This window comes from Bradyrhizobium sp. OAE829, from assembly GCF_040546575.1.
In the GTDB taxonomy this organism is placed as follows: domain Bacteria; phylum Pseudomonadota; class Alphaproteobacteria; order Rhizobiales; family Xanthobacteraceae; genus Bradyrhizobium.
The window spans coordinates 5,540,224-5,563,097 of record NZ_JBEPOE010000001.1; the positions used below are offsets into that span (position 1 = coordinate 5,540,224).

A 22,874-nucleotide genomic window follows, 5' to 3' on the forward strand; every position below is an offset into this window, starting at 1 on the left:
AAGTCATGACCGTCCTGAAATGGCTGCTGATTGTCGTTTCGGTCGCTTATGCCTGTGGGCTCGCCGGGCTGTTCTTCGCGCAGCGCTCGTTTCTGTTTCCGATTCCAACGGCCACACGAACGACGCCGCAGGCGGCCGGTTTTCCGGAAGCCGAAGAGCATGTGCTGACCACCGCGGACGGTGAGAAGGTCATTGTCTGGCATGTTGCGGCCAGGCCCGGCCGTCCCGTCATTCTGTACTTCCACGGCAATGGCGATTTCCTCGCCGGCTTCTTCGGGCGCTTTCGCGAACTGATCGCCGACGGCACTGGCATCGTCGCGCTGTCCTATCGCGGCTATGCGGGTTCGAGCGGACACCCGAGCGAGCGCGGATTGCTGCAGGATGCGGCTGCGGCCTATGCCTTCACGACAGCGCGATACAGCGCGGACAGGATCGTGGCCTGGGGTTTTTCGCTTGGCACCGGCGTCGCGGTGGCGCTGGCGGCGGAGCAGCCGATTGGCAAGATCATTTTGGAGGCGCCCTATACATCGCTTGCCGACGTTGGCGCTGCCGCATTTCCGATCTTCCCCGTTCGTTGGGCGATGAAAGATCCATTCTATTCCGACCGGCGCATCACCGGGGTGAAGGCCCCGATGCTGGTCCTGCATGGCGCGCGCGATGCCACGATCCCGATCGCATTTGGCGAGCGCCTGTTCGCGCTCGCGCACGAGCCCAAGACGTTCGTCAGGTTCCCCGACGGTGGCCACAACGATCTCGACGCTTACGGCGCGACGGCAGCAGCGCGGCAATTCATCAACGCCGCAAAAGGCTGACGGCGGCGATGGTTTACTGCATAGTCGGACGGCAATGATTTCAAGGATTTTGACCGCATGAGCGCGCACGGCCCGATGCCGAAATCGTCGTGGATTTTCCCCGCCTTGGCGGTGGCGCTGTTCGTGGTCGCCACCGCGCTCGGGCTGACCTTCACACCGACGGCCGGCGGTTTGCTGTTCGCAGCGCTGCTGCTGGCGATCCTGTTCGGCACCGTGTTTGCGGCCGTGCATCACGCCGAAATGATCGCGGAGCGGATCGGCGAGCCCTACGGCACGCTGTTGTTGACACTGGCGGTCACCATCATCGAGGTCGCGCTGATTGCGACCATCATGCTCGGCGAAAAGCCGGTGCCGGCGCTGGCGCGCGACACGGTGTTCGCGGTGATCATGATCGTGTGCAACGGCCTCGTCGGCATCTGCATCTTCATCGGCGGGCTGCGCTATCGCGAGCAGGATTTTCAGGTTTCCGGCGCCAACCTGTATCTCAGCGTGCTGTTCGTGATGGCGACCATCACGCTGATCATGCCCAATTATACGCTGACGGCGCCGGGGCCGATCTATTCGGCCGCCCAGCTCGGTTTTGTCAGCGTCGTTACGCTCATTCTCTATTGTGTGTTTCTCTATACCCAGACCATCCGGCATCGCGATTATTTCATCAACGATGCCACAGGCGACGCGGCTGACGGATCGCTGCTGTCGAACCGGATGCTGGCGCTGAGCATCGCGCTACTGCTGGTCTCGCTGCTGGCGGTGGTGCTGCTGGCCAAGAAATTCTCGCTGGTGGTCGATATCGCGATTGCCAGCATCGGCGCGCCGCCGGCTTTCGCGGGCGTGCTGGTGGCGTTGCTGATCCTGCTGCCGGAAAGCGTCGCCGCCATTTCTGCCGCCCGCAAGAACGATCTGCAGAAGAGCATCAATCTGGCGCTCGGCTCGTCGCTTGCGACCATCGGGCTGACGATCCCCGCCGTCGCCATCGCGGCTTACACGCTCGACAAGCAATTGGTGCTCGGGCTCAACACGCAGGAAATGGTGCTGCTGGTGCTGACCTTCGTCCTCAGCATGCTCACCTTCGGCACCGGGCGCACCAACATCCTGTTCGGGCTGGTGCACATGGTGGTATTCGCCGTGTTCCTGTTCATGGTATTCGTGCCGTAGTTCCCTTGTCGTTCCCCGGAGTTCATCCAAAATGCTCAGCGCCACGTCAGACGTTCAGGTCGACACCCCGGAAGTTCGCGTCACCGAGTGGCGGCTGGCGCCGGGCAGTGCTACCGGCCACCACACCCATGGGATGGATTATGTGATCGTGCCGGTGACATCGGGCGAAATGACCATCGTGGCGCCGAACGGCGAACGCTCGAAGGCGCAGCTCGCCGTCGGTAAATCCTATTTCCGCAAAGCGGGTGTCGAGCACGACGTGCTCAATGAGACGGCAACCGAGATCGTGTTCCTGGAGGTCGAGCTGAAGCCCTGACCGTCCGTTATCGGCAGCGCCGCAACCGACCCATTTCGGCCGCAGGTCCTGACAAGCCGTTAATAGTGCGGCTCCCGGAAAGTCCCGCAACAAGGAGGCCCGGCGGGGTCGCCTCAGGGCGGTAGAAACGGAACCTCATGAGGATCTGCACAATTGCCACCGATCCGTCTTAGTTGATCCCTCAATATGCCCAGAAGTTCCCGCATCAAACTTGCCGCGGGGAGTGGCCGGCATGCTGAAGAAGTATATTTCGAAATTCACGATCGACATCCTGCCTTCGGTGGCAGCGACCGTCATCGGGGCTTACATCGTCAATCATTACATCGTCACCAGGCCGGGCACGGACGCCCCTGTCGCCGCCGCCGCATCGGCTGCCGACCCCAAAGCGCCAGCCAAGGCCGCTGAAACCGGCAACCCGCCGACGGCGGGCGTCAGGGCCAAGGGCATTTCCGAAAAAGCACTGCTCGAGAAGACCGCGGCCGAACGGCCGACGGTGGTCGAGAAGGTTGAAGCCAAAGCGGATGTGAAGGCGGACGTAAAGGCTGACGCGAAGCCCGCCGACGCGCCGGCCGAGACCGCGAGCGTTCCGGCCGAGCCGCGCGCCACCCGCGCCGCGCCGCGCGAACGCGAAAAGGAAAAGATCAGGGTCGTGCTGCCGTCACCGGTGCAGCCCGTGGCGCCGGCCGTCGCGGCCGCGCCGCCGGCGCCTGTTGCCGCGCCGCCGGTCGAAACCGCTGTTGTGCCGGATGACCGCCGCGACGCCAACGACCTCGCGCGCGCTGCGATCGAGCGTCTGCGGGTCAACAATGATGGTTCGCCACGTGCACCCGAAGTGGTGCGCACCCCAGAAGCTCAGCGAGTCGAGACTACGCGGATCGAGACGCCCCGGATCGAGACGCCACGAAGCGAAATGCCGCGGGTCGCAACCGCGCCGGCGCTTCGCCCGCTGCCGCCGCCGATCTCGGTTTCGACGCCTTCAGGCGGGGAGACCTTCGATCAGGGCAGGCCGCCTTACGCCGCCAATGCGTCTGTCGATCCGCGCCGTCCGACGCCGCCGGCCGAAATCCCGGTTTCGCGCCCGCTCGATTTGCGGGCCGATGTGCCGGAGCCGTCGGTGCGCGAGCGCAGCACGGCTGTAGCCGAAGACGTACTGTCGACGGCGAAGTCGCTGTTCCACGCGGTCCTGCCGAAATAATCCATAAGACCGTGTCTTGTCGCGCCCCGGACGCAGGCCGCGACCGGGGCTTCTACTTTGCATGGGGTTGATTTCGCGATTTTGCGTCTAAATTAGAGCCGTGTTCCGATTGAACCGGAACGGGACCTTGCTTGAAAAGGCTACCCGCCGGTGCGGGCCAGGCCGCTGCGCGCGGCTTCGTCCTTGGGGCGGATCGCAATGGCGCGGCCATAGGAAGCGGCCGCCTTGGCCCTGTCGCCGAGCCGTTCATAGGCCTGCCCGCGGGCTGACCACGCCGGTGCGCTATTGGGATCGGCCTGCACCGCCTCGTCGAGGTCGGCGGCCGCTTCCTTGGCCTTGTCGATCGCGAGAAAGCTTGTTGCGCGGCCGAGCAACGGCTCGACCTTCTGCGGCGTCAGGCCGTTGGCGGCGGAGAAATCCTCGATCGCCTGCTGGTACTGTTTCTCGCCTTGATAGATCAGCCCGCGGCCGTAGAGCGCCTGGACGTTGTACGGATCGAGGGCGAGGGCGCGATCGAATTCCGCCAGCGCCTCTTGGTTCTTGCCGGACTTGGCGAGCACCTGGCCGCGGGTGGCATAGCCTTGCGAGTCGCTGACGCTACGCGCGCTGATATTGTCGGTCGGTTTCTGCGCCACGGGCTGCGGCTTTGGGCTGTCCGCGCCCCACGATCCCAGATCGAACGAGCAGCCGCCAAGCGGCATCGTCAGCAGCGCGACGAGTACGGCCGTACGGCGCACGCCACGAGAAAGCGAACAGGCGGCCGGAATGGCCATATGACGAAATGCTCGCGCGTTCATGGCGCATAGGTAGCCCGGCACGCCGCAAAATGCATCGGTCAAAATAGCCGCAACCGGCGGACCGAACCCGTAAGGCCCACGGGCCGACAAACAAAAAACCTAAAGGAAAAAAATCCAAAGAAAAAAGCGCAGGCCGGGGCCCGCGCTTTCCAATTCAAATCTGCTCGGTCGTTCAGCGCGGTCCGCGCGGACCTGCACCCGGGCCGCCACGACCGCCACCGGGACCACCACGGTCGCCACCGGGGCCAGCACCGAACACCGGCTTCGGCTTCATCGGCAGCAGGCCTTCGCGCTGCAGCTTCTTGCGAGCCAGCTTGCGCGCGCGGCGCACGGCTTCGGCCTTTTCACGGGCCTTCTTCTCGGAGGGCTTTTCGTAATGGCCGCGGAGTTTCATCTCGCGGAAAATACCCTCGCGCTGCATCTTCTTCTTCAGCGCCTTGAGGGCTTGATCGACATTGTTATCGCGGACGAGAACCTGCACGCGGCATCCTCTTTCAATTGATCGGATAGGAATTCTGGTAAAGCGAAGAGCTGGCGAAAGGCCTAGCCCTTAACCTGAAGGCGGGCATTTACCAGACAAAACCTGTGATGTCCACCTGTGAAGCGAACAGCCGGACCAAGTTAAGCCATGAAATGCGGCAAATCTGACGCTGTTCGGCCCTGATTTGGGAAGTTATGTGCCCAGATCGAGGCTGTTCCCGGTGTTTTGAGCAACCCGGCAACGACAATCTGGGGAGACAACCATGGATACGAAGAAATATGCCGCCGAGGCCATCGGCACGTTCTGGCTGACATTTGCGGGATGCGGCAGCGCCGTCATCGCCGCCGCCTTTCCGCAGGTGGGTATCGGACTGGTGGGGGTGTCCTTTGCGTTCGGACTGAGCGTCGTCACCATGGCCTACGCGATCGGCCATATATCCGGCTGCCATCTCAATCCGGCCGTCACGGTGGGGCTTGCGGCCGGCGGGCGCTTTCCAACCGGGCAAATCGCGCCCTACATCATCGCGCAGGTGATCGGCGCCGTTGCGGCGGCGGCGCTGCTTTATGTGATCGCGAGCGGCGCTGCCGGTTTCGACGTCACCAAGGGTTTTGCGTCGAACGGCTATGACGCGCATTCGCCCGGCAAATACAGCATGGTTGCCTGCTTCATCACCGAGGTGGTGATGACCATGATGTTCCTGTTCATCATCATGGGCGCGACCCATGGCAAGGCGCCGGCGGGCTTTGCACCGCTGGCGATCGGATTGGCGCTTGTCATGATCCACCTCGTCAGCATTCCCGTCACCAACACCTCGGTGAATCCGGCGCGCAGCACGGGCCCCGCGCTGTTCGTCGGCGGATGGGCGCTGGCGCAGCTCTGGCTGTTCTGGGTGGCGCCGCTGATCGGCGGCGTGCTGGGCGGGGTGATCTATCGCTGGCTTAGCGAGGAGCCCTCCGGCGTCGTTGAGGGCCGCAGGCCGGCCTAGCGCGAGGCCGCCTAAACGCAAGCCCGCGTGATGCGGGCTTGCGGCTATTTTTTGCGCGGCGACACTTCGGTGACGTGACCCATCTTGCGGCCCGGCTTCGGCGCCCCCTTGCCGTAAAGGTGCACGGTGGCGCCGGGAACCGTCAGCCACTGCTCGTAGCCGAGGATGTCGTCGCCGATCAGGTTCGTCATGGTGACCTCGCCATGACGGACCGGCTTGCCGAGCGGCCAGCCGGCGATGGCGCGGATGTGCTGCTCGAACTGCGAGATCGAGGCGCCGTCCAGCGTCCAGTGTCCGGAATTATGCACCCGCGGCGCGATCTCGTTGACCAGCACTTTCGGCCCGCCATTTTCCGCTACCACGAACATCTCGACCGCGAGCACGCCGACATAGTTCAGCGCGGTTGCGATCTGCTCGGCGATGCCGCGTGCCTGCGCTGCCAGCGCATCCGATATCTGCGCCGGCGCGCGCGAGATTTTCAGGATGTGGTCGCGGTGCTCGTTTTCGGTGACGTCGAAACTCTCGACCTGGCCGTCGACCGAGCGCGCAGCGATCACCGAGATCTCGCGTTCGAACGGAATGAAGGCCTCGAGGATCGCCGATTTGGTGCCGAGGTCTTCCCAGACCCGGGTGAGATCGTCGCCGTCGCGGATGATGGCCTGGCCCTTGCCGTCATAGCCGAAGCGGCGGGTCTTGATCACGGCGGGCAGGCCGATCTTCTTGATCGCCGCCCGCAAGGTTTCCACCGACGACACATCGGCATAGTCGGCGGTGCCGATACCGAGCCGCTTCACAAAATCCTTTTCGACCAGCCGGTCCTGCGTGGTCTCCAGGATCTTCTGGGCCGGCAGCACCGGACGGCGCGCCGCCAGCACCATGGCGGTGGCGGCCGGCACGTTCTCGAATTCATAGGTGATGACGTTGACGTCGTTGGCGAACAGTTCGAGCGCCTCGACATCGGCATATTCCGCGCAAGTCGCGTTCAGCACCACGTCGAAGGCCGGCGAATCCGGGTCCGGCGAAAACACCTGGCAGCGGAGGCCGAGGCGCGCCGCGGCCATCGCCAGCATCCGGCCCAGTTGCCCGCCGCCAAGAATTCCGATGGTGTCGCCGGGCTTCAGCTTCACATTGTTGGAAGCCGTCACGCCAAGCCCTCCGGCCGCTCTTTGACCGCATCGGTCTGTTGCTTGCGCCAGGCGGCTAGGCGCGTCGCCAGCGCCGGATCGTGCAGCGCCAATACGCTGGCGGCGAGCAGGGCGGCGTTGATCGCGCCGGCCTTGCCGATCGCAAGGGTGCCGACGGGGACGCCCGCGGGCATCTGCACAATCGAATAGAGCGAATCGAGGCCGGACAGCGCCTTGGATTCGACGGGAACGCCGAACACCGGGAGCTCGGTCAGCGCCGCCGCCATACCCGGCAGATGCGCCGCACCCCCGGCACCGGCGATAATGATCTTGAAGCCGGCCGCCTTGGCGCCCTTGGCGAAAGCGAACAGCCGGTCGGGGGTGCGATGGGCCGAGACAATGCGTTTTTCGCAGTCGATCCCGAGCGCCGCCAGCGTGTCGGCGGCGTGGTGCATGGTCTCCCAGTCCGACTGGCTTCCCATAATGATGGCGATCGGTGCGGTCATCTCGTCAATTCTATTGGGGAATCCAGAAACATAGGCCGATTATAGGGGCGGCCCGGGCGTCATCCAAGGCATGGCAAGGGATTAGGAATGGACTATCCTGTCTTGGTGAATCCGGGCAAGCCTTCATACGCATGCCTGCACAGGGAAGGTCATGAAGAAGAAAACCAGGGCGACGGCTGCGGGAACCGCAAAACGCCCGAAAACGGCCCCGGCAGGACCAAAAGCCGCGCCGCGCGGGATCCGCAAGTCCGCAAACCCGCCCCCGGCCCCGTCCGTTGACCCCAAATCGACGATCCGCCGGCTCAAGACGCAATTGGCGCGGGCTCGGGCACGAATAGAGGAGCTGCAGGCCTCGGCCGATACTGACTTCCTGCTGGATATTCCGAACCGGCGCGGTTTTGAGCGCGAATTGCACCGCGCGATCGCCTTCATCAAGCGGTACCACGCGAGCGGCGCCTTGATCGTGCTCGACGTCGATCGCCTGAAGCCGATCAACGACGCTTTCGGTCATGCCGCCGGCGACGAGGTGCTCAAGGCCATCGTGAAGACGCTGCTGGCCCATGTGCGCGCATCTGACGTGATCGGCCGGCTCGGCGGCGACGAGTTCGCGCTGCTGTTGTGGAATCTCAGCGAAACCGACGCCAGGGCCAAGGCGGCGTTGCTGGAGGAGGCGATCGATCGCCTCACCTTTGTGTTCGGTGGCCGCAGCGTAACCGCGGGCGCCTCCGCCGGCGTCACGATCCTCGGCCTGCACGCGGAATTGGGCCGCGCGCTGGAAGAGGCCGATAGCGCGATGTACATCCGCAAGGCGCAGCGGCGGCATGAGGCGTGAGGTGAATTCGTAGTTTGTAGGGTGGGCAAAGGCGCTCTTGCGCCGTGCCCACCATCTTTGATCATCGCACTGAATGGTGGGCACGCTCCGCTTTGCCCACCCTACGAACTACGAACGCTCGCAGCGACTACAGCCCGCTCAAATCGTCCGGCACGTTGCCGAACTTGCGCAGCAATTGCGCGTCGCCGAATTCGCCGATCATGGGATCGCCGCTGCGGCTGAACGCGACTGCGCCGATGCTGCCGGGAGCTCGCGACAGGATCTCGGCGCGGCGCAGCGCGGTGGTCGGACTCTGGCACTCCTCGGCAGCGCCAGCGACCGGCGAGCCGTCATCGTCCTGCAGGAATGGCAATGCAACGTAATAGGTGACATCGGCCATCATCGTCGCTCCGGTTTCGCTGCTCAGGCAGCGGTGCTGCTGGTGCGCAAGGTTTGGGTCGGCACGCATCCGGCGGATATCGCCGCCTGCAATTCCTCCAGCTCAGCTTCCAGATATTCGTTGGCCATGATCAGCGCCTTGATGGTCGAGCGCAGATTGCCGTCGCACATCGCGATCGCCTGATCGCAGGCTTGCTCGTAGCGGCTGTTGTCGGACAGGGACGGTGGTGCGGACATGACAGAACTCCCTTTGCTGGCAGCAGGGAGATATGTTCCTCTTTTGTTCTATTGGAGTCAAGCAAAGAGCGTGCGCGAAAATTCGTTTTCCCGCGTTCAACCGGCTGCCGGCGAGGCGATCGCGGCTCTGAAAGTTCGCCGCAACCGCGGCGCCTTGTGGATTTCGGGGAAAAGGGATTTGCCGCAGGCGGGCGGTCGTTTGGCTATAGCCCAACCGATCCGAAAAAAAACTCGCACCTGCCGGGCGAACCGATTGGCGGCATCCAGGTTGCGGCTGTTCGTCGTGGTGCGGCTTGTCCTCCGCAGCATCCGGCGCCGGCGCGATCAGGCCCTGCGATCAGGCAATGATATCAGGCGTGATCTGATCTTCGATGAAGGCGATGCGGTCGCGCAATTGCAGTTTGCGCTTCTTCAGCCGCTGCAGCCGCAGCAGATCCGGCGCCGGCGACTGATGCAGCGCGTCGATCGCCGCATCGAGATCGCGATGCTCCTGCTGCAGCCGGGCAAGCTCGTTTACGAGCTCGCGCTCATCTTCGTCGGTCATGGCGTACGCTAACTGCAAAAGCACGATGAGGTTGTAGACGGCTTGCGAAGCCGCCAGCGAAATATCGTCCCTGCGGGCCCGGTCCGCAAGCCGACCCGGTTCCATAGTCACGATTGGTTACAGATAAATCCGAAAAAATGAGAGCCCCGATTCTGGATAGCCATCGACAGATTCGGCGGCTGGTGTACACTCATTCGTCCGGATCGAATCTGAGGTTTCACCCACCGAGGAGATTTCGTATGGCTCTACAGGCGCATCTTGTTGAACTTGAACGTAAACACAAGATCCTCGAAAACGAATTGCACGAAGCGCTCGTGCACCTTTCCACAGACGACCTGCACATTGTCGAGTTGAAGCGCCGCAAGTTGATGGTCAAGGACGAGATCGAGCGGTTGAAGCAAACCGCCAGCGATACGGTCCACTAAACCGGTCTCCAGCAGAATAGCGAAACGTAATTCACCGTCGGATGGGCGCTTTTGCGCTCATCCGTATAGGTTGTATTGCGAAATTGTCTTGTATTTATCGCTTACTGCTCTGCCAGTTCACCAATATGATCAGCGATCGCCAGGGACGACGTCAGTCCCGGGGATTCGATGCCGAACAGGTTGATCAGTCCAGGGACGCCGTGCGCGCGCGGTCCCTGGATCAGGAAGTCCTGCGTGGCAACCGCAGGTGGCACGATCTTGGGCCGGATGCCGGAATAGCTCGGCATCAGCGCCCCGTCCGGCAGCGTCGGCCAATAGCGCCGGATCGCGGGATAGAACCTTTCGGCACGGGCCGGGTCGACGGCGTAATCGATGCTCTCGACCCACTCCACGTCCGGACCGAAGCGCGCCTGCCCGGCCATGTCGAGGGTGAGGTGCACGCCGAGCCCGCCGGGCTCCGGCACCGGATAGATCAGCCGTGAAAACGGCGCCCGCGCGCTGCAGCTGAAATAATTGCCCTTGGCGAGATACGCCGGCGGTATCAACTCGATCGGCATGCCCTCGATGCTGCGCGCGACCGAAGGCGCGCCCAATCCCGCTGCGTTGACCAGCAGGTTGCATTCCAGAACCATCGGCGCATCGCCGCCCGTCTCGATTTCGATCCTGCCCGCGTTGGCCCGGGCGCGCAGCAGCGGCGTGTAAAACGCGTAGGCAGCACCGGCTTCCTCGGCGTCGCCGCGCAGCGCCAGCATGTAGGCGTGGCTGTCGATGATGCCGGTCGACGGCGAAAGCAGTGCCGCGTCGCAATTGAGCGCCGGCTCGAGGGCCCGCGCCGCTTCGCCGGTCAGAAGCTGCATGTCGTCGACGCCATTGGCTTCGGCATGGGCACGGATCGATTGCAGCTTTTCGGTTTCCGCAGGCGTCGTCGCGACGATCAGCTTGCCGCAATTGCGATGCGGGATGCCGTGGTCGCGGCAATATTCGTAGAGCGCCCGTTTGCCACTGACGCACATTTGCGCCATCAGGCTGCCGGCGCGGTAATAAATACCGGCGTGGATCACTTCGCTGTTGCGCGATGAGGTGATGGTGCCGATGCCTTCGGCCGCCTCCAGCACGATGACTTCGCGGCCGTGCTGGGCGAGCCGCCGCGCGATCGCGAGCCCGATCACTCCCGCTCCGATGACGACGCAATCAACCTTGTCCATGTACGCTTCAGGCCCGGAAATTTGGCGCGGGATCCCGCCCGCGGCGCGCTTGTTTTATTATCGTTTCGTTCAGAAGTATGTCCCAACAACCCGTTGGATTGCCTCGACATATGCCCTTAGGTCCCATCCCGTTAGTGAAGCATTAATCATGTCAGGGCAATTGCCGTAATTTGAGTCGCATTTTCCGGTTGCAAGGGTAGGCGTTTACCCGATCCAAACCCGTCAAGCCAGACACTCAACCGGGAAATCCGCGGGTGAATGATGGCTGGCAAGAATTGGCAGGCAGGCGGGAGGGATTCGATTCCGGCGCTGGCCCTCGTGTGTCTGCTCGCCACCTCTGCGTCGTGCGGATTGGCATGGGCCGCGCCGCCCGTTTCCGGCGGCTTGGCGCCGTCGGGCTATTTTAGCGAACTCGACCCCAACATGATCTGGGAGATGCTGATCGGCGGCGTCGTGGTCGTATCGTTTCTGGCAGCGGCCGCGCTATGGGTGCTGTCGGCGCTGCGCCGGGTCAAGCGCTCGCAACTCCGGCGCAGTGCCTTCGTCAGCTCAGCCCTGAACAATCTCAGCCAGGGCGTGGTGATGACCGACGCCCGTCAGCGCATTATCTTCAGCAACGACCGCTATCTCGAAATCTACGGCCTGGCACGCTCGGACATTCCCCGCAACATGACCGGGCCGGAACTGCTGGAAGTGCGGCGCAAGCGCGGCGCACTGGATGTCAGCGTCGACGAATTCTATGCCCAGGCCGCCACCGCAGACGGCCTGATCACCGAACTGCCAAACGGCAAATCGGTCCTGGTCAAGTATTTCCGCCTGCCGAATGGCGGGTCGGTCGCGACCCATGAGGATTGCACGGAGCAGCGCAAGCTTTCGCGCAAGCTGGCGTCGACCACGCAGTTCCTGGAATCGGTGCTCGACAACGTTCCGGTCTGCGTCGCCGCCAAGAACATCGAGGACGGCCGCTATATTTTCGCCAACCGCGCGTTCGAGCGTTTCTCGCGCTTCTCGCGCGACCATATCGTCGGCAAGCGCGCCGACGAGATATTCCAACCCGAAACCGCACGCACGATTGAAACCGCCGACCAGTCGGCGCTGAAGGCACCGGAAGGCTACCACCGCACTGAGTTCGAGGTCGAGCGCGGCTCCGAAAAGCGCGTCCTCGCCTCCAACCGCGTGATCGCACGCGATGAGAACAACCAGCCCGAATTCCTGATCGCACTGTTCGACGACGTCACCGACCGCCGCTCGCTGTCGCGCGAACTGGAGAGTACCAAGAAGTTCCTCGAACTCGTGGTCGACAACATTCCGGTCTCGCTGATCGTCGAGCGCGTCTCGGACGGAAAATACCTGCTCGCCAACCGCAGCGCCGAAACCATCCTCAACCGCCGCCGCGAGGACGCCACCGGACTGACGGCTGCCGATATCTTCAATCCGCGCGAAGCCAAGCTGATCATCGCGCGCGACGAGGCGGCCATCAAGAAGCGCGGCCTTCTGACCGAGGAACACCCGATCTCGACCAAGGATGGCCTGCGGCTGTTCCTGACCCGCCGGATGACGGTGCTCGATGATGCCGGCGAGCCGCAATATCTGATCAAGACCCATGAGGACGTCACCGATCGCCGTCAGACCGAGTCGCGGATGGCGCACATGGCCTATCATGACGGCCTGACCGATCTGCCGAACCGCGCCGCCTTCCTGCAGGCGCTGGCCCAGATGATCGAGGCTTGCGAGGGCACCGAAGAGGAATTCGCGGTGCTCTGCATCGACCTCGACGGGCTGAAGGAAGTGAACGACGTGTTCGGTCACGCGATGGGCGACAAGGTGCTGACCGAGGTCGCCCAGCGCCTGCAGGACTGCGCCCGCGGCGGCGTGGTGGCTCGGCTCGGCGGCGACGAATTCGGGTTGATCATCGACGGCAAACAGCCCTCCGCGGGCATCGCGCTGGCCGAGCAGGTCGCGATCGCGCTGGCGAAGGAATTCCAGATCGACGGCAAGCCGGTTCGGGCCGGTGCCACCACGGGCATCTCGGTGTTTCCGCACAACGGGTCGGACGCGGCAGCCCTGCTCGCCAATTCCGGCGCGGCGCTGTTCCGGGCGAAAGCAAAATCGCGCGGCTCCATCAGCGTCTTCGAGCCCGAGATGGACCAGCAGATCCGCGACCGCCGCGTGCTGCACCAGGACCTCTCGGTCGCGATCAAGAACGGCGAATTGTCGCTGTACTACCAGCCGCAGGCCGCTTCGGGTCCGACGGTTGCCAGCAGCGAAGTGATCGGCTTCGAGGCGCTGGCGCGCTGGATGCATCCGGTACGCGGCTTCGTGTCGCCGGGCGATTTCATTCCGCTGGCGGAAGAAAGCGGCCTGATCGTCGAAATGGGCGAATGGATCCTGCGCGAAGCCTGCCGGGAGGCGGCCTCCTGGCCGGTGCCGATGCAGATCGCGGTCAATTTGTCGCCGGCGCAGTTCATGCACGGCGATGTGGTCAGTCTGGTGCATTCGATCCTGCTCGAAACCGGCCTGGCGCCGGATCGGCTCGAGCTCGAAATCACCGAAGGCGTGCTGATCGAGGATTTCGATCGCGGTCTGGCGCTGCTCCGGCGGCTCAAGGCGCTCGGCGTGCGCATCTCGATGGACGATTTCGGCAGCGGCTACTCCTCGCTGAGCTACCTGCAGGCGTTCCCGTTCGACAAGATCAAGATCGACCGCGCCTTCGTCATGCATCTCGGGCGCAATCCGCAATCGGCAGCGATCGTGCGCGCCGTCATCGACCTCGGCCACGGCCTCGAAATGTCGATCGTCGCCGAGGGCGTCGAAACCCAGGAACAGCTCGGCTTCCTGTCGGAAGAGGGCTGCGACGCGGTGCAGGGTTATTTCATCGGCAAACCCCTGCCGATCGGGCAGTACGCCGCGCTGGTCGGGCGCAAAGTCATCAACAGTATCGAGTCCACGCGCAAGACCGGCTAGAGTTCCGCGCAGGCTCTTCGTTTTTGTTTGACGCGTTTTTGCCGCAGATAAGTCTACGCAATCTACTTGATTGCGATGCGAACCGGTATCCACTTCGCGCGAACACGCTATGTTGTCGCGCACTTCGGTTCTCGACTGTAAGCGTTGCATGGCGGACTACGATCTTGCGATCATCGGCGGGGGATTGAACGGCGTCGGCATCGCGCGCGATGCCGCCGGCCGCGGCCTGCGCGTGATCCTGCTGGAGCAGGGCGATCTCGCTGCGGGCGCCTCCTCGGCCTCGCCGCGGCTCGTCCATGGCGATCTGGCGGGGCTGGAGCGGCGCCGCTTCCTTCGGGTCCGTGCGGCATTGGCCGAGCGCGACATTTGGCTCCGGATAGCGCCACATCTGGTGCGCCCGATGCGCTTTGCCATCCCCGCCCACGTCGACGAACGCCCGGCCTGGCAGTTACGGTCATGGCTTTTGCTGTATGACGGGCTGGCCTCGCGCGCGCCGTTGCCGCGCTCCGCCACCGTCGACGTCACCCACCATCCGGTCGGCAATCCGCTGAAGCGGCCGTTCGGAACGGCCTTCGAATATTCCGACTGCGTCGTCGACGATTCCCGCCTGGTCGTGCTGACCGCCGTCGACGCCGCGGCGCGGGGCGCCGCGATCCGCACCGGCGCCCGCTGCACGCGTGCCGAGCGGGGCGAGACCTGGCGGCTGGTGACGATCGATCGTGGCCATCGTCAGGTTGTGACCGCGCGGGCGCTGGTCAACGCCACCGGGGCCTGGATCGCGACCGTCGCCGAGACCGTGCTGCGCCAGCCGCCACCCAGGCTCGCCACGATTCAGATGAGCCAGATCGTCGTCCGCCGCCTGTTCGACACCGACAACGTCTACGTATTCCAGAACAGCGACGGCCGGCTGATTTTCGCCAGCCCCTATGAGCGCGACTTCACCCTGATCGGCACCGTTGGCCATGCCTTTAAGGGTGATCCCGCCATTGTCGCGATGGCGGCCAATGACGTGGCTTATCTTTGCGATGCCGCCAACCGGTATTTTCGCGAGCGGATCGAACCGGTCGACGTGGTGCGGACGGTTTCCGGCGCTAACCTGGTGATGAACCCCGCGAACAGCCGGGCAGCGTGGGATGGCGCGATGAGCTTCGACCACGGTCGCCGCAAGGCGCCGCTGATCACGATCTTCGGCGGCGACGTCACCACCTCGCGGCTGCGCGCCGAAAGGGCCGTCTCCAGCCTGACGCCGTTTTATCCGATGTTGCCGCGCTGGACTGCGACGGCGCCGCTGCCCGGCGGCGATTTTGCCTGGAGCCGCTTCGAGAACGAGGTCGACGAGGTGCGCGCGCGCTGGCGGTTTCTCAGCGAAGACCACGCCCGCCGGCTGGTCGGCGCCTATGGGTCGAACGTCGAGGAGATCCTTGGCGAGGCCGGGGACCGCGGCGATCTCGGCCCGGCGTTTGGGCCTGAACTGACGGGCGCGGAAGTCCGCTATCTCATGAAGCACGAATGGGCGCGCTTCCCGGACGATATCTTGTGGCGGCGTTCCAAGCTCGGCCTGACCATGCCGGCGGCAGACCGCGAGGCACTGGCGGCGTTCATGGCGACGGTGATGTCGGGGACGGATTGCAAATGAAACGCTCTGTTTTTCCGGCTCTGGTCGTCGCCGTATTCGGCATGCTGTTCGGGATGACGCTTCGCTACCTCGTGGACAATCCACTGGAAGCGACCGTGGCGAACTATCTGCGAAGCGGCCTCCACGGCATCGGCGTTGCACTCGCCGGTTGGGCGACTCATCTCTATTTTGCTTCGCGGCGAAGTGATTGGATCAGCAGATGGCCGCTGTTGATGGATCTGGGGCTGCGTTCCGCAACTATGGCCGTCGTCGTTGCATCCGTTCTTCTGGGTCTGGAGCCGCTGCTTTATTGGCACGGGAAAGCCGCATGGCGGGTTGACACGTTCCCCAAGATCTTCGTGGCCGCGTTTTTCGGGGCCCTGCTTGTCGGACTGGCTTTTGAGCTGACACGTCTCGTCGGCAACCGGGTGCTGTTCAACGTCGCGCTCGGGCGATATCGCAACCCAGTGCGGGAAGAACGCGTGCTGATGTTCCTCGACCTCGCGGGCTCCACCTCGCTCGCCGAGGCGATGGGCGAACTGCGCGTGCAAAGCCTTCTCACCCGCTTTTTCTACGACATCGATGCGGCCATCGTCGCGCATGGCGGCGAAGTCCATGCCTATGTCGGCGACGAGGTCATCGTCACCTGGCCGCTCGACCGCAAGAAATCGGATGGAAACTGCATCGACTGCTTCTTTGCGATCGCGGATACGATCGCGGCAAAAGCGGATTCCTACCGGGAAGAGTTCGGCATGGTGCCAACTTTCCGTGCCGGCCTGCATGCAGGTCCCGTGGTGATCAGCGAATGCGGCAGCTCGCGGCGTCAGCTGGCCTATTTCGGCGACACCGTGAACGTGACGGCGCGGCTGCAGGAATATTGCAAGGAGGCCGGCCGCAATCTGCTGGTCTCCGCCGATCTGCTCAGCCGCGTCCGGCCCAATTCAAATATGCTCGTTGAACCGCTCGGTACTGCCCAATTGCGCGGCCGTGCGGCGGCGATCGAAGTGTTCGCCGTTCAGCGCCAGGCCTGAACTTCCCGCGACCAGGCCGCGTCACGTGCGGACGGCCTGCGTTCGAGCCGGGTGGAGATCAGCCCGGCGGCCTTCTCGCGGTGTCCACCGCGCAAATAGGCCGCGATCAGCGTGTCCTCCCACAATTCGCGCTGGGCGTGGCTGCCGCCGATCCGCGCCAGTTCGGCCATCGCCGGTTCAAGCAGGCGGATCGCGCCGTCATGATCGCCGTCGGTGAAGGCCCGCATGCCGCGGCACATGTCGATGGCCGCGCGGCCCGGCGGCAGTTTACCGTCGGCGGCGCGGGCCTCCAGCTGCGCCAGCCGCGTGTCCAGCGCCTCACCGCCGATTGCGGCGGCAGCCAGCGCATGATGCACGTCGGCGAAATGCGCCCCGGCCTGCGGGAAATATTTTTCGCCATAGGCGGCGACATCGCGCCAATGCGGCTCCAGCCCGGATTTGCCGGCCAGCGACAACCGCCACAGCAGCGAAGCGCCGTCGGTGAAAATATTCAGCGGCGGATAGGGGCGGTCGGCCGGCTTGATTTGCTGCTCGTAGATCGCCAGCGCGCCTTCGAGATCGCCCTCGTCGAGCGCGGTCAGCGAGATGTGCCACCACAGATGCCCGTGCAGGAAGCTCTTGCGGTCGTGCGCGGGAAGCCACGCGGAAAGAAACTGGCGGCCTGCCGCCATGTCGCCTTGCTCGAACATCGCGTGCGACAGGCCGTGCGCGGCGTTGGCGTTCTCAGCCCGCAACTCCATCGCGCGTTCGCTTAAAGTGCGGCCGGTGGCGAGATTGCCGGCCTCGGTATGCGACCAGCCGAGATAACTCAGGAACCACCAATCCTCGCCGTAATGCCGGGCGACGCGCTCGCATACCGCAAGCTTGGCGGCGTCGTGGTCGGCACGGCCTGAAAACGCGTAGAGCCCGAAGGCGCCGAGCAGCATCGACAGCACCAGCGCATCGCGGGGATATTCCTCGAGATGCGCTTCCGCGCCGCTGACGGCCACTTTCGGCTTGCCCTCGATCACGGCAGCCATGACATCGATATGATGGCGCTCACGGGCGTCGGCGCCGGCGGCGAGTTGCCGTGCATGGGCGGCCATGCGGCGCGCTTCATTGCCCTGCATATTGAGCTGATGCAGGCGGGCGCGCGCGATATGCGCCAAGGCGAAGCCGGGGTCTTCCCGGATCGCGCGGTCGAATGCGTCCTCGGCGCCGTGCCAGGCCGACAACATGCAGTCCATGCCGTCGCGATAATGCGCGGCGGCACGGTCGGAGGTCGTCGTCAGCGGCAGGTCATATCGGTCCCGGTTCATTTTCTTGTTCCGTGATGCGCGCGGTGAGTGCCAAGCCTAGCAGAGACATGACCGGCGACGGCGATAATATTGTGACTGTGCGCCGCGAAGCGGTTGAGCCGGTGCCGATCCGCCGCTAGCGTGCGGCAGCGAGGGCTGGCAGGGGACATGACCGAGGAAGCGCCGGAAATTACGCCGAAGGCCGATGGGGTCGCGGGCCCCGCAAAGCCGGAGCCGCCACCTCAAGCGCCTGTAGGCCCTGCGGCGCAGCTCGAACCGGCCGCCGACATGCCGCTGCTGCGCATCGAGGGGGTCGGCAAGACGTTCGGCAGTTTCCGCGCGGTGGACCGGCTGTCGCTTGATATCCGCGCCGGGGAATTTTTTGCGCTGCTGGGTCCGAGCGGCTGCGGCAAGACCACGCTGCTGCGCATGCTCGCCGGTTTCGAGACGCCGGACGAGGGCCGCATCCTGCTTGGGGCAAAGGACATCGCGCAGGTGCCGCCGCATCTGCGCCCGGTCAACATGATGTTCCAGAACTACGCGCTGTTTCCGCATCTGTCGGTGCGGGACAACATCGCGTTCGGCCTCAAGCGTGCCGGCATGGCGCGCGACGAGATCGCCACCCGCGTTGCCGAGATGGTTGCGTTGGTCAAGCTCGAAGGCATGGAGAAGCGCAAGCCCGATCAGCTCTCCGGCGGCCAGAAGCAGCGCGTGGCGCTGGCGCGCTCGCTGGCCCGCCGCCCGCAGGTGCTGTTGCTCGACGAGCCGCTGGCTGCGCTGGACAAAAAGCTGCGCGAGAGCACGCAGCTCGAATTGATGGACCTGCAACGCCGGCTCGGCATGACCTTCATTATCGTCACCCACGACCAGGAAGAGGCGATGACGATGGCTGGCCGGATCGGCGTGATGGATGCCGGCCGCCTCGAGCAGGTGGCCACCCCGCGCGAACTCTACGAGGCGCCGCATTCGCGCTGGGTCGCCGAGTTCATCGGCGACGTCAATCTGTTCGACGGCGAGGTTGGCTGGCGCGAAAATAACCGGCTGCTGGTCACGACCAGGGAGGGTGTCACGCTAGCGGTCACCGAGCCGCGCCAGCGGGTTACCAAGGCCATGGTCTGTGTCGCGATCCGCCCCGAGAAGGTCAAGCTGTCGCGCCGCGCCCCGGTGTCGGATGCGGCCAATACGCACGCGATCAAACCGGCTCGAAGGCGTTGTGACAGATGTCAGCTATCTCGGCGGGCTCACCGCCTACAAGGTCAAGCTGGAATCCGGCGTGGTGGTCCGCGCATCGGTGGCCAATACCGCGCGGCTCGACATCGATGCCTATCTCGCGGGCCAGCGCGTGGTGGCCTGGTTCACGCCTGACGACTGCATGGTGCTGGAACAATGAGCGCGCGCGACATCTTCGCCCGTCCGGCGCGGCTGGCTGCGATCGCGCCCTATCTGTGGATGGCGCTGTTCTTCCTGGTGCCGTTCGGTTTCGTGCTCAAAATAAGCCTGTCGCAGACCGCGATTGCGCAGCCGCCCTACGTGCCGCTGTTCGACCTCACCGCGGGCTGGGCTGCGATCAAGGCCGCGTTGGCGGAGCTGTCGCTGGACAATTTCAAGCTGCTGGTCTCCGACAGTCTCTACATCTCCTCGTATTTGCGCAGCATCTTCGTCGCGGTGACCTCGACGGCGATCCTGCTGCTGATCGGCTACCCGATCGCCTATGGCATGGCGCGGCTGCCGCAGCGTTGGCAACCAATCGCGATGATGCTGGTCATCGTGCCGTTCTGGACCTCGTTCCTGATCCGGATCTATGCCTGGATCAATATCCTGCAGCATGACGGCCTGCTCAATAAGGTGCTGCTGGGGCTGCATATCGTATCAACGCCCGTGGTGTGGCTGTCGACCGACACCGCGATGTATATCGGCATCGTCTATTCCTATCTGCCGTTCATGATCCTGCCGCTGTACGCCACGCTCGCCAAAATGGACGGCGCGCTGATCGAGGCGGCGTCCGATCTCGGCGCCTCGCCGGGACGCGCGTTCTGGCTGGTGACGTTTCCGCTCTCGCTGCCGGGCGTCGGCGCCGGCGCGCTGCTGTGCTTCATCCCGATCGTCGGCGAATTCGTGATCCCCGATCTCCTGGCGGGCTCCGGTTCGATGATGATCGGGCAGACGCTGTGGCTCGAATTCTTCACCAACAAGGACTGGCCGGTTGCTTCCGCCGCCGCCGTCGCGCTGCTGCTGCTGTTGATACCGCCGCTGCTGCTCTATGACCGGCTGCAGCGGCGCACGCTGCGGGGAGGGGGCTGATGGCGCGCCAGGTAAACCGGATTTCGTCGTTCAACATCACCTCGCTGGCGCTGGGCCTGGCGTTCTTGTATCTGCCGATCGTCATTCTCGTCATCTACTCGTTCAACGCCTCGCGGCTGGTGACGGTGTGGGGCGGCTGGTCGCTGCGCTGGTACACCGAGTTCTTCAACGACCGCGCCATGCTGGACGCCGCCTGGATGAGCCTGCGCGTCGCCGCGGTGTCGGCGACGGTTGCAACCCTGCTCGGCACGCTGGCCGCGATTGGTCTCGCGCGCGGCGAACGCTTCAAGGGCCGCTCGCTGTTCTCAGGCATGCTCTATGCGCCGCTGGTGATGCCGGAAGTGATCTCCGGCCTGTCGCTGCTGCTGCTATTCGTCGCGCTAAACGCCGAGCGCGGCTTCTGGACTGTGACGATCGCGCACACCACGCTGACGATGTGCTTCGTCACCGTGGTGGTGCAGTCGCGCCTCGCCTCCATCGACCGCAGCCTCGAGGAAGCCGCGATGGATCTCGGTTGCGATCCGGTGAAGGCATTCTTGTCCGTGACGCTGCCGCTGATCGTCCCGGCGATCGTGGCCGGCTGGATGCTGGCGTTCACGCTGTCGCTCGACGACGTCGTGATCGCGAGTTTTACGACGGGCCCGGGTTCGGCGACGTTGCCGATCCGGATCTATTCCGAAGTGCGGCTCGGGGTGAAGCCGCAGATCAACGCGATCTGCACGATGGTGATCGCGCTGATCGCGGTGGTAATTGTGCTTGCTTCGTTCGCCTCGAAGCTTTCGAGCTCGCAAGGCGAGAGCGCGGCGCCGTTATGACTTCACCGCACCCGCCGTCAGCCCGCCCACCATATACCGCTTGAACGCGTAGTAGATCGCGGCCGGCGGCAGGGCGTAGATGAAGCCGGTGGTCATCAGCAATTCCCACGGCGAATCGTCCGCGGCGAGGAAGTTGCCGAGCGCCACGGGCAGCGTGATTTCGGTGTCCTTGGAGAGCAGCAGGAACGCGTAGAGATATTCGTTCCAGGCGAGCAGGATCGCGTAGGTGCCGATCGCCACCAGCGAGGGCATCATCAGCGGCACATAGACCAGCCTGAACAGCTGCGGGATGGTCGCGCCGTCCATGACGGCGGCTTCGTCGAGTTCGACCGGCAGCTTGTCGGAGGCCTGCTTCAGCACCCAGATCGCGTAGGGAGAGGCGATCGTCACCATCGCCAGAATCAGCGACCAGTGATTGTTGAGCAGGCCGTAATTACCCATGGTCCGGTACATCGGCACGGCGAGGAACGCCGCCGGGATGAAATAGGTGAACAGCGCCAGATTCATCACCCACCGCCCGCCGGGCACCTTGAGCCGCGAAATCGCAAACGCCGCCGCGGTCGCGATCAGCAGCGTCAGCGCGCCGGCCGCGAGCGCAATCACGATCGAATTCCAGAACTGGATCCAGAAATCGCGCAGGAAGTAATGCTCCTGATGGAACACGATGCGGAAATTATTCAGCGTCGGATGCGCCGGCCAGAGCTTGCCGGAGAACGCATCCTCCTTCGGCGAAATCGCGAACAGGAACATGTGGTAGATCGGGATCATGGTCCAGAGGAACACGGGAATCCCGATCAGGAGAAGGCGGGCTTCGACGCCGACTTCGCGTAGTGTTGGCAGTTTCATCGCGACAACCGTTTCATCATGAAATAGATCAGCGGCAGCACGAACGGCAGCGCGCAGACAATGGACGCCATCGCCAGGCTGAGCTGATCGAGCCGCAGATAGCGAATCCCGAGGGTCGCCAGCACATGGGTGAGATCGGCAGGTCCGCCGCCGGTCAGCAGATAGACGCTGTTGAAGTCGCCCAGCGTCCAGATCATCGAGAGCAGGGTGCAGGTGAGATACAGCGCCTGCATCGACGGCCAGGTGATGAAGCGGAACTTCTGCGTCCGGCTCGCGCCGTCGACTTCGGCCGCCTCGTAAAGATCGTGCGAGATCGCAAGCCGCCCGGTCATCAGAATCAGCGTCCAGAACGGCAGCGATTTCCAGATGTGCACGCCGATCGCCATGGAAAGCGCCACGGTGGGGTCATTGAGCCAGTTCGGGCCGTCATCCCCGGTGAGTTTGAAGATCAGCGTGTTGACCACGCCCCATTCGGGGTTGAACATGAAGCGTACGGAGAGAATGGTCGGGATCGAAGGCACCGCCCAGGGCAGGATGAACAGCACCGACAGCCATTTGATCCAGGGGCGCTGCTGGGCGAAGAAGCCGGACAGCAGCAGCGCGATCATCATTTTGAGGTTGATGCCGACCAGGAGGAAGATCAGCGTATTGACCGCGGCGCGCGCGAAGATCGGATCGTGCCAGAGCGCGACATAGCTCGCCGGATGACGCGCCAGCCACAGCCCGTACCCGACCGGGTAGACCACGAAGGCCAGAAACACCAGCAGGTAGGGCGCCACCAGCACGATGCCCCAGACCTGCGGGGTGGTCAGCCGGGCCGACAGCGGCGGGCCTGGCATCGCCTGATCGCCCGAGATCGTAATCGCCATATTCAGTTACTCTTGAAAGAAATGCCGGCCGCTGCCTTCCGGCAGGCCGTCGTCCCGGCGAACGCCGGGACCCATAACCACAGGCTTTTGTGGTTGGACGAAAGTCGTCGGACAGCGTCTTCCATAACAAGCGACACGGCGTATGGGTCCCGGCGTTCGCCGGG

Annotated in this window: 23 protein-coding genes and 1 pseudogene; 13 read left to right on the forward strand and 11 right to left on the reverse strand. The window is 64.0% G+C overall.

Annotated features, from left to right (window positions below; all coding sequences use genetic code 11):
• Positions 1-5 precede the first annotated feature (5 nt).
• From ABIE49_RS26585 to ABIE49_RS26600, 4 genes are all read left to right on the forward strand, one after another.
• Entirely contained in the window at positions 6-812 is an 807-nt protein-coding gene (locus tag ABIE49_RS26585) for an alpha/beta hydrolase (RefSeq protein ID WP_192736792.1), read from the forward strand.
• A 57-nt stretch (positions 813-869) separates the two neighbouring features.
• Complete coding sequence (locus tag ABIE49_RS26590; RefSeq protein ID WP_354066985.1) at positions 870-1,967, forward strand: calcium:cation antiporter; 1,098 nt, start codon at positions 870-872, stop codon at positions 1,965-1,967.
• Positions 1,968-1,998: 31 nt separating this feature from the next.
• Positions 1,999-2,283 (forward strand): cupin domain-containing protein, encoded by a 285-nt coding sequence (locus tag ABIE49_RS26595; protein ID WP_192736790.1) that lies wholly within the window; start codon positions 1,999-2,001, stop codon positions 2,281-2,283.
• Positions 2,284-2,515: 232 nt separating this feature from the next.
• A complete protein-coding gene (locus ABIE49_RS26600; RefSeq protein ID WP_354066986.1) occupies positions 2,516-3,478 on the forward strand; it encodes a hypothetical protein in 963 nt (320 codons plus the stop codon).
• A gap of 140 nt (positions 3,479-3,618) precedes the next feature.
• Here ABIE49_RS26600 and ABIE49_RS26605 read toward each other — a convergent pair whose 3' ends face one another.
• Together ABIE49_RS26605 and rpsU are read right to left on the reverse strand one after the other, a co-directional pair.
• The gene (locus ABIE49_RS26605) at positions 3,619-4,251 is read right to left on the reverse strand and encodes a tetratricopeptide repeat protein (RefSeq protein ID WP_192736789.1); all 633 of its coding nucleotides are present in this window, start codon (positions 4,249-4,251) and stop codon (positions 3,619-3,621) included.
• A 196-nt stretch (positions 4,252-4,447) separates the two neighbouring features.
• On the reverse strand, positions 4,448-4,756 hold the full coding sequence (gene rpsU, locus ABIE49_RS26610) for a 30S ribosomal protein S21 (RefSeq protein ID WP_192736788.1): 309 nt from the start codon (positions 4,754-4,756) through the stop codon (positions 4,448-4,450).
• Positions 4,757-5,018: 262 nt separating this feature from the next.
• Between rpsU and aqpZ the strand changes: the two genes are divergently transcribed.
• Complete coding sequence (aqpZ, locus tag ABIE49_RS26615) at positions 5,019-5,741, forward strand: aquaporin Z (RefSeq protein WP_192736787.1); 723 nt, start codon at positions 5,019-5,021, stop codon at positions 5,739-5,741.
• Between the two features lie 44 nt (positions 5,742-5,785).
• Here the strand turns inward: aqpZ and ABIE49_RS26620 are convergent, their stop codons facing one another.
• Both ABIE49_RS26620 and purE read right to left on the reverse strand, forming a co-directional pair.
• Positions 5,786-6,886, reverse strand: coding sequence for a 5-(carboxyamino)imidazole ribonucleotide synthase (locus ABIE49_RS26620; RefSeq protein WP_192736786.1), 1,101 nt, complete (start codon positions 6,884-6,886; stop codon positions 5,786-5,788).
• On the reverse strand, positions 6,883-7,371 hold the full coding sequence (gene purE, locus ABIE49_RS26625) for a 5-(carboxyamino)imidazole ribonucleotide mutase (RefSeq protein WP_192736785.1): 489 nt from the start codon (positions 7,369-7,371) through the stop codon (positions 6,883-6,885). Before purE ends, ABIE49_RS26620 begins: the two co-directional genes overlap by 4 nt.
• Positions 7,372-7,522: 151 nt before the next feature.
• Here purE and ABIE49_RS26630 point away from each other — a divergent pair, with 151 nt between their 5' ends.
• On the forward strand, positions 7,523-8,203 hold the full coding sequence (locus ABIE49_RS26630) for a GGDEF domain-containing protein (protein ID WP_192736784.1): 681 nt from the start codon (positions 7,523-7,525) through the stop codon (positions 8,201-8,203).
• A 127-nt stretch (positions 8,204-8,330) separates the two neighbouring features.
• Here the strand turns inward: ABIE49_RS26630 and ABIE49_RS26635 are convergent, their stop codons facing one another.
• From ABIE49_RS26635 to ABIE49_RS26645, 3 genes are all read right to left on the reverse strand, one after another.
• Entirely contained in the window at positions 8,331-8,582 is a 252-nt protein-coding gene (locus ABIE49_RS26635) for a hypothetical protein (protein ID WP_192736947.1), read from the reverse strand.
• 23 nt (positions 8,583-8,605) lie between these two features.
• Positions 8,606-8,818, reverse strand: a complete 213-nt coding sequence (locus ABIE49_RS26640) for a hypothetical protein (protein WP_192736783.1) — start codon at positions 8,816-8,818, stop codon at positions 8,606-8,608.
• 337 nt (positions 8,819-9,155) lie between these two features.
• Positions 9,156-9,362, reverse strand: a complete 207-nt coding sequence (locus ABIE49_RS26645; protein ID WP_192736782.1) for a YdcH family protein — start codon at positions 9,360-9,362, stop codon at positions 9,156-9,158.
• Between the two features lie 239 nt (positions 9,363-9,601).
• Between ABIE49_RS26645 and ABIE49_RS26650 the strand changes: the two genes are divergently transcribed.
• Positions 9,602-9,787, forward strand: a complete 186-nt coding sequence (locus tag ABIE49_RS26650; RefSeq protein WP_192736781.1) for a YdcH family protein — start codon at positions 9,602-9,604, stop codon at positions 9,785-9,787.
• Between the two features lie 101 nt (positions 9,788-9,888).
• Here ABIE49_RS26650 and ABIE49_RS26655 read toward each other — a convergent pair whose 3' ends face one another.
• Positions 9,889-10,992 (reverse strand): NAD(P)/FAD-dependent oxidoreductase, encoded by a 1,104-nt coding sequence (locus tag ABIE49_RS26655; protein ID WP_192736780.1) that lies wholly within the window; start codon positions 10,990-10,992, stop codon positions 9,889-9,891.
• Positions 10,993-11,253: 261 nt separating this feature from the next.
• Between ABIE49_RS26655 and ABIE49_RS26660 the strand changes: the two genes are divergently transcribed.
• The 3 genes from ABIE49_RS26660 (at position 11,254) to ABIE49_RS26670 (ending at position 16,602) form a co-directional block, all read left to right on the forward strand.
• Positions 11,254-13,956, forward strand: coding sequence for a sensor domain-containing protein (locus tag ABIE49_RS26660; RefSeq protein WP_192736779.1), 2,703 nt, complete (start codon positions 11,254-11,256; stop codon positions 13,954-13,956).
• A gap of 148 nt (positions 13,957-14,104) precedes the next feature.
• A complete protein-coding gene (locus ABIE49_RS26665) occupies positions 14,105-15,592 on the forward strand; it encodes a glycerol-3-phosphate dehydrogenase (protein WP_192736778.1) in 1,488 nt (495 codons plus the stop codon).
• Positions 15,589-16,602 (forward strand): adenylate/guanylate cyclase domain-containing protein, encoded by a 1,014-nt coding sequence (locus tag ABIE49_RS26670; RefSeq protein WP_192736777.1) that lies wholly within the window; start codon positions 15,589-15,591, stop codon positions 16,600-16,602. The genes ABIE49_RS26665 and ABIE49_RS26670 overlap by 4 nt, the downstream gene beginning before the upstream one ends.
• On the opposite strand, the gene ABIE49_RS26675 is transcribed toward ABIE49_RS26670, so the two are convergent.
• Positions 16,587-17,900 carry a tetratricopeptide repeat protein gene (locus ABIE49_RS26675; protein WP_192736776.1) on the reverse strand — a complete coding sequence of 438 codons (1,314 nt, stop codon included), beginning with the start codon at positions 17,898-17,900 and terminating at the stop codon, positions 16,587-16,589. The genes ABIE49_RS26670 and ABIE49_RS26675 overlap by 16 nt on opposite strands.
• 147 nt (positions 17,901-18,047) lie before the next feature.
• Between ABIE49_RS26675 and ABIE49_RS26680 the strand changes: the two are divergent.
• The 3 genes and pseudogenes from ABIE49_RS26680 to ABIE49_RS26690 all read left to right on the forward strand — a co-directional run bounded on the left by ABIE49_RS26680 (position 18,048) and on the right by ABIE49_RS26690 (position 20,995).
• Positions 18,048-19,269 (forward strand): annotated as a pseudogene (locus ABIE49_RS26680) (ABC transporter ATP-binding protein).
• Positions 19,266-20,180, forward strand: a complete 915-nt coding sequence (locus tag ABIE49_RS26685) for an ABC transporter permease (protein WP_192736775.1) — start codon at positions 19,266-19,268, stop codon at positions 20,178-20,180. The pseudogene ABIE49_RS26680 and the gene ABIE49_RS26685 overlap by 4 nt, the downstream one beginning before the upstream one ends.
• On the forward strand, positions 20,180-20,995 hold the full coding sequence (locus ABIE49_RS26690) for an ABC transporter permease (RefSeq protein WP_192736774.1): 816 nt from the start codon (positions 20,180-20,182) through the stop codon (positions 20,993-20,995). The genes ABIE49_RS26685 and ABIE49_RS26690 overlap by 1 nt, the downstream gene beginning before the upstream one ends.
• On the opposite strand, the gene ABIE49_RS26695 is transcribed toward ABIE49_RS26690, so the two are convergent.
• Complete coding sequence (locus ABIE49_RS26695; RefSeq protein ID WP_192736773.1) at positions 20,990-21,841, reverse strand: carbohydrate ABC transporter permease; 852 nt, start codon at positions 21,839-21,841, stop codon at positions 20,990-20,992. The genes ABIE49_RS26690 and ABIE49_RS26695 overlap by 6 nt on opposite strands.
• Positions 21,838-22,710: a carbohydrate ABC transporter permease gene (locus ABIE49_RS26700; protein ID WP_192736772.1), complete on the reverse strand. Its 873-nt coding sequence runs from the start codon at positions 22,708-22,710 to the stop codon at positions 21,838-21,840. Before ABIE49_RS26700 ends, ABIE49_RS26695 begins: the two co-directional genes overlap by 4 nt.
• Between the last annotated feature and the right edge of the window lie 164 nt (positions 22,711-22,874).

Excerpts from the sequence above, each read along its gene's own strand:
- ABIE49_RS26585 (WP_192736792.1), top strand. The coding sequence starts at position 6 with ATGACCGTCCTGAAATGGCTGCTGATTGTCGTTTCGGTCGCTTATGCC.
- ABIE49_RS26650 (WP_192736781.1), top strand. The coding sequence starts at position 9,602 with ATGGCTCTACAGGCGCATCTTGTTGAACTTGAACGTAAACACAAGATC.
- ABIE49_RS26695 (WP_192736773.1), bottom strand. The coding sequence starts at position 21,841 with ATGAAACTGCCAACACTACGCGAAGTCGGCGTCGAAGCCCGCCTTCTC.
- ABIE49_RS26645 (WP_192736782.1), bottom strand. The coding sequence starts at position 9,362 with ATGACCGACGAAGATGAGCGCGAGCTCGTAAACGAGCTTGCCCGGCTG.
- aqpZ (WP_192736787.1), top strand. The coding sequence starts at position 5,019 with ATGGATACGAAGAAATATGCCGCCGAGGCCATCGGCACGTTCTGGCTG.
- ABIE49_RS26595 (WP_192736790.1), top strand. The coding sequence starts at position 1,999 with ATGCTCAGCGCCACGTCAGACGTTCAGGTCGACACCCCGGAAGTTCGC.
- ABIE49_RS26635 (WP_192736947.1), bottom strand. The coding sequence starts at position 8,582 with ATGGCCGATGTCACCTATTACGTTGCATTGCCATTCCTGCAGGACGAT.
- ABIE49_RS26700 (WP_192736772.1), bottom strand. The coding sequence starts at position 22,710 with ATGGCGATTACGATCTCGGGCGATCAGGCGATGCCAGGCCCGCCGCTG.
- ABIE49_RS26640 (WP_192736783.1), bottom strand. The coding sequence starts at position 8,818 with ATGTCCGCACCACCGTCCCTGTCCGACAACAGCCGCTACGAGCAAGCC.
- ABIE49_RS26670 (WP_192736777.1), top strand. The coding sequence starts at position 15,589 with ATGAAACGCTCTGTTTTTCCGGCTCTGGTCGTCGCCGTATTCGGCATG.
- ABIE49_RS26675 (WP_192736776.1), bottom strand. The coding sequence starts at position 17,900 with ATGAACCGGGACCGATATGACCTGCCGCTGACGACGACCTCCGACCGT.
- ABIE49_RS26630 (WP_192736784.1), top strand. The coding sequence starts at position 7,523 with ATGAAGAAGAAAACCAGGGCGACGGCTGCGGGAACCGCAAAACGCCCG.
- ABIE49_RS26685 (WP_192736775.1), top strand. The coding sequence starts at position 19,266 with ATGAGCGCGCGCGACATCTTCGCCCGTCCGGCGCGGCTGGCTGCGATC.
- ABIE49_RS26600 (WP_354066986.1), top strand. The coding sequence starts at position 2,516 with ATGCTGAAGAAGTATATTTCGAAATTCACGATCGACATCCTGCCTTCG.
- ABIE49_RS26690 (WP_192736774.1), top strand. The coding sequence starts at position 20,180 with ATGGCGCGCCAGGTAAACCGGATTTCGTCGTTCAACATCACCTCGCTG.
- ABIE49_RS26665 (WP_192736778.1), top strand. The coding sequence starts at position 14,105 with ATGGCGGACTACGATCTTGCGATCATCGGCGGGGGATTGAACGGCGTC.
- ABIE49_RS26605 (WP_192736789.1), bottom strand. The coding sequence starts at position 4,251 with ATGGCCATTCCGGCCGCCTGTTCGCTTTCTCGTGGCGTGCGCCGTACG.
- ABIE49_RS26590 (WP_354066985.1), top strand. The coding sequence starts at position 870 with ATGAGCGCGCACGGCCCGATGCCGAAATCGTCGTGGATTTTCCCCGCC.
- ABIE49_RS26655 (WP_192736780.1), bottom strand. The coding sequence starts at position 10,992 with ATGGACAAGGTTGATTGCGTCGTCATCGGAGCGGGAGTGATCGGGCTC.
- purE (WP_192736785.1), bottom strand. The coding sequence starts at position 7,371 with ATGACCGCACCGATCGCCATCATTATGGGAAGCCAGTCGGACTGGGAG.
- ABIE49_RS26660 (WP_192736779.1), top strand. The coding sequence starts at position 11,254 with ATGGCTGGCAAGAATTGGCAGGCAGGCGGGAGGGATTCGATTCCGGCG.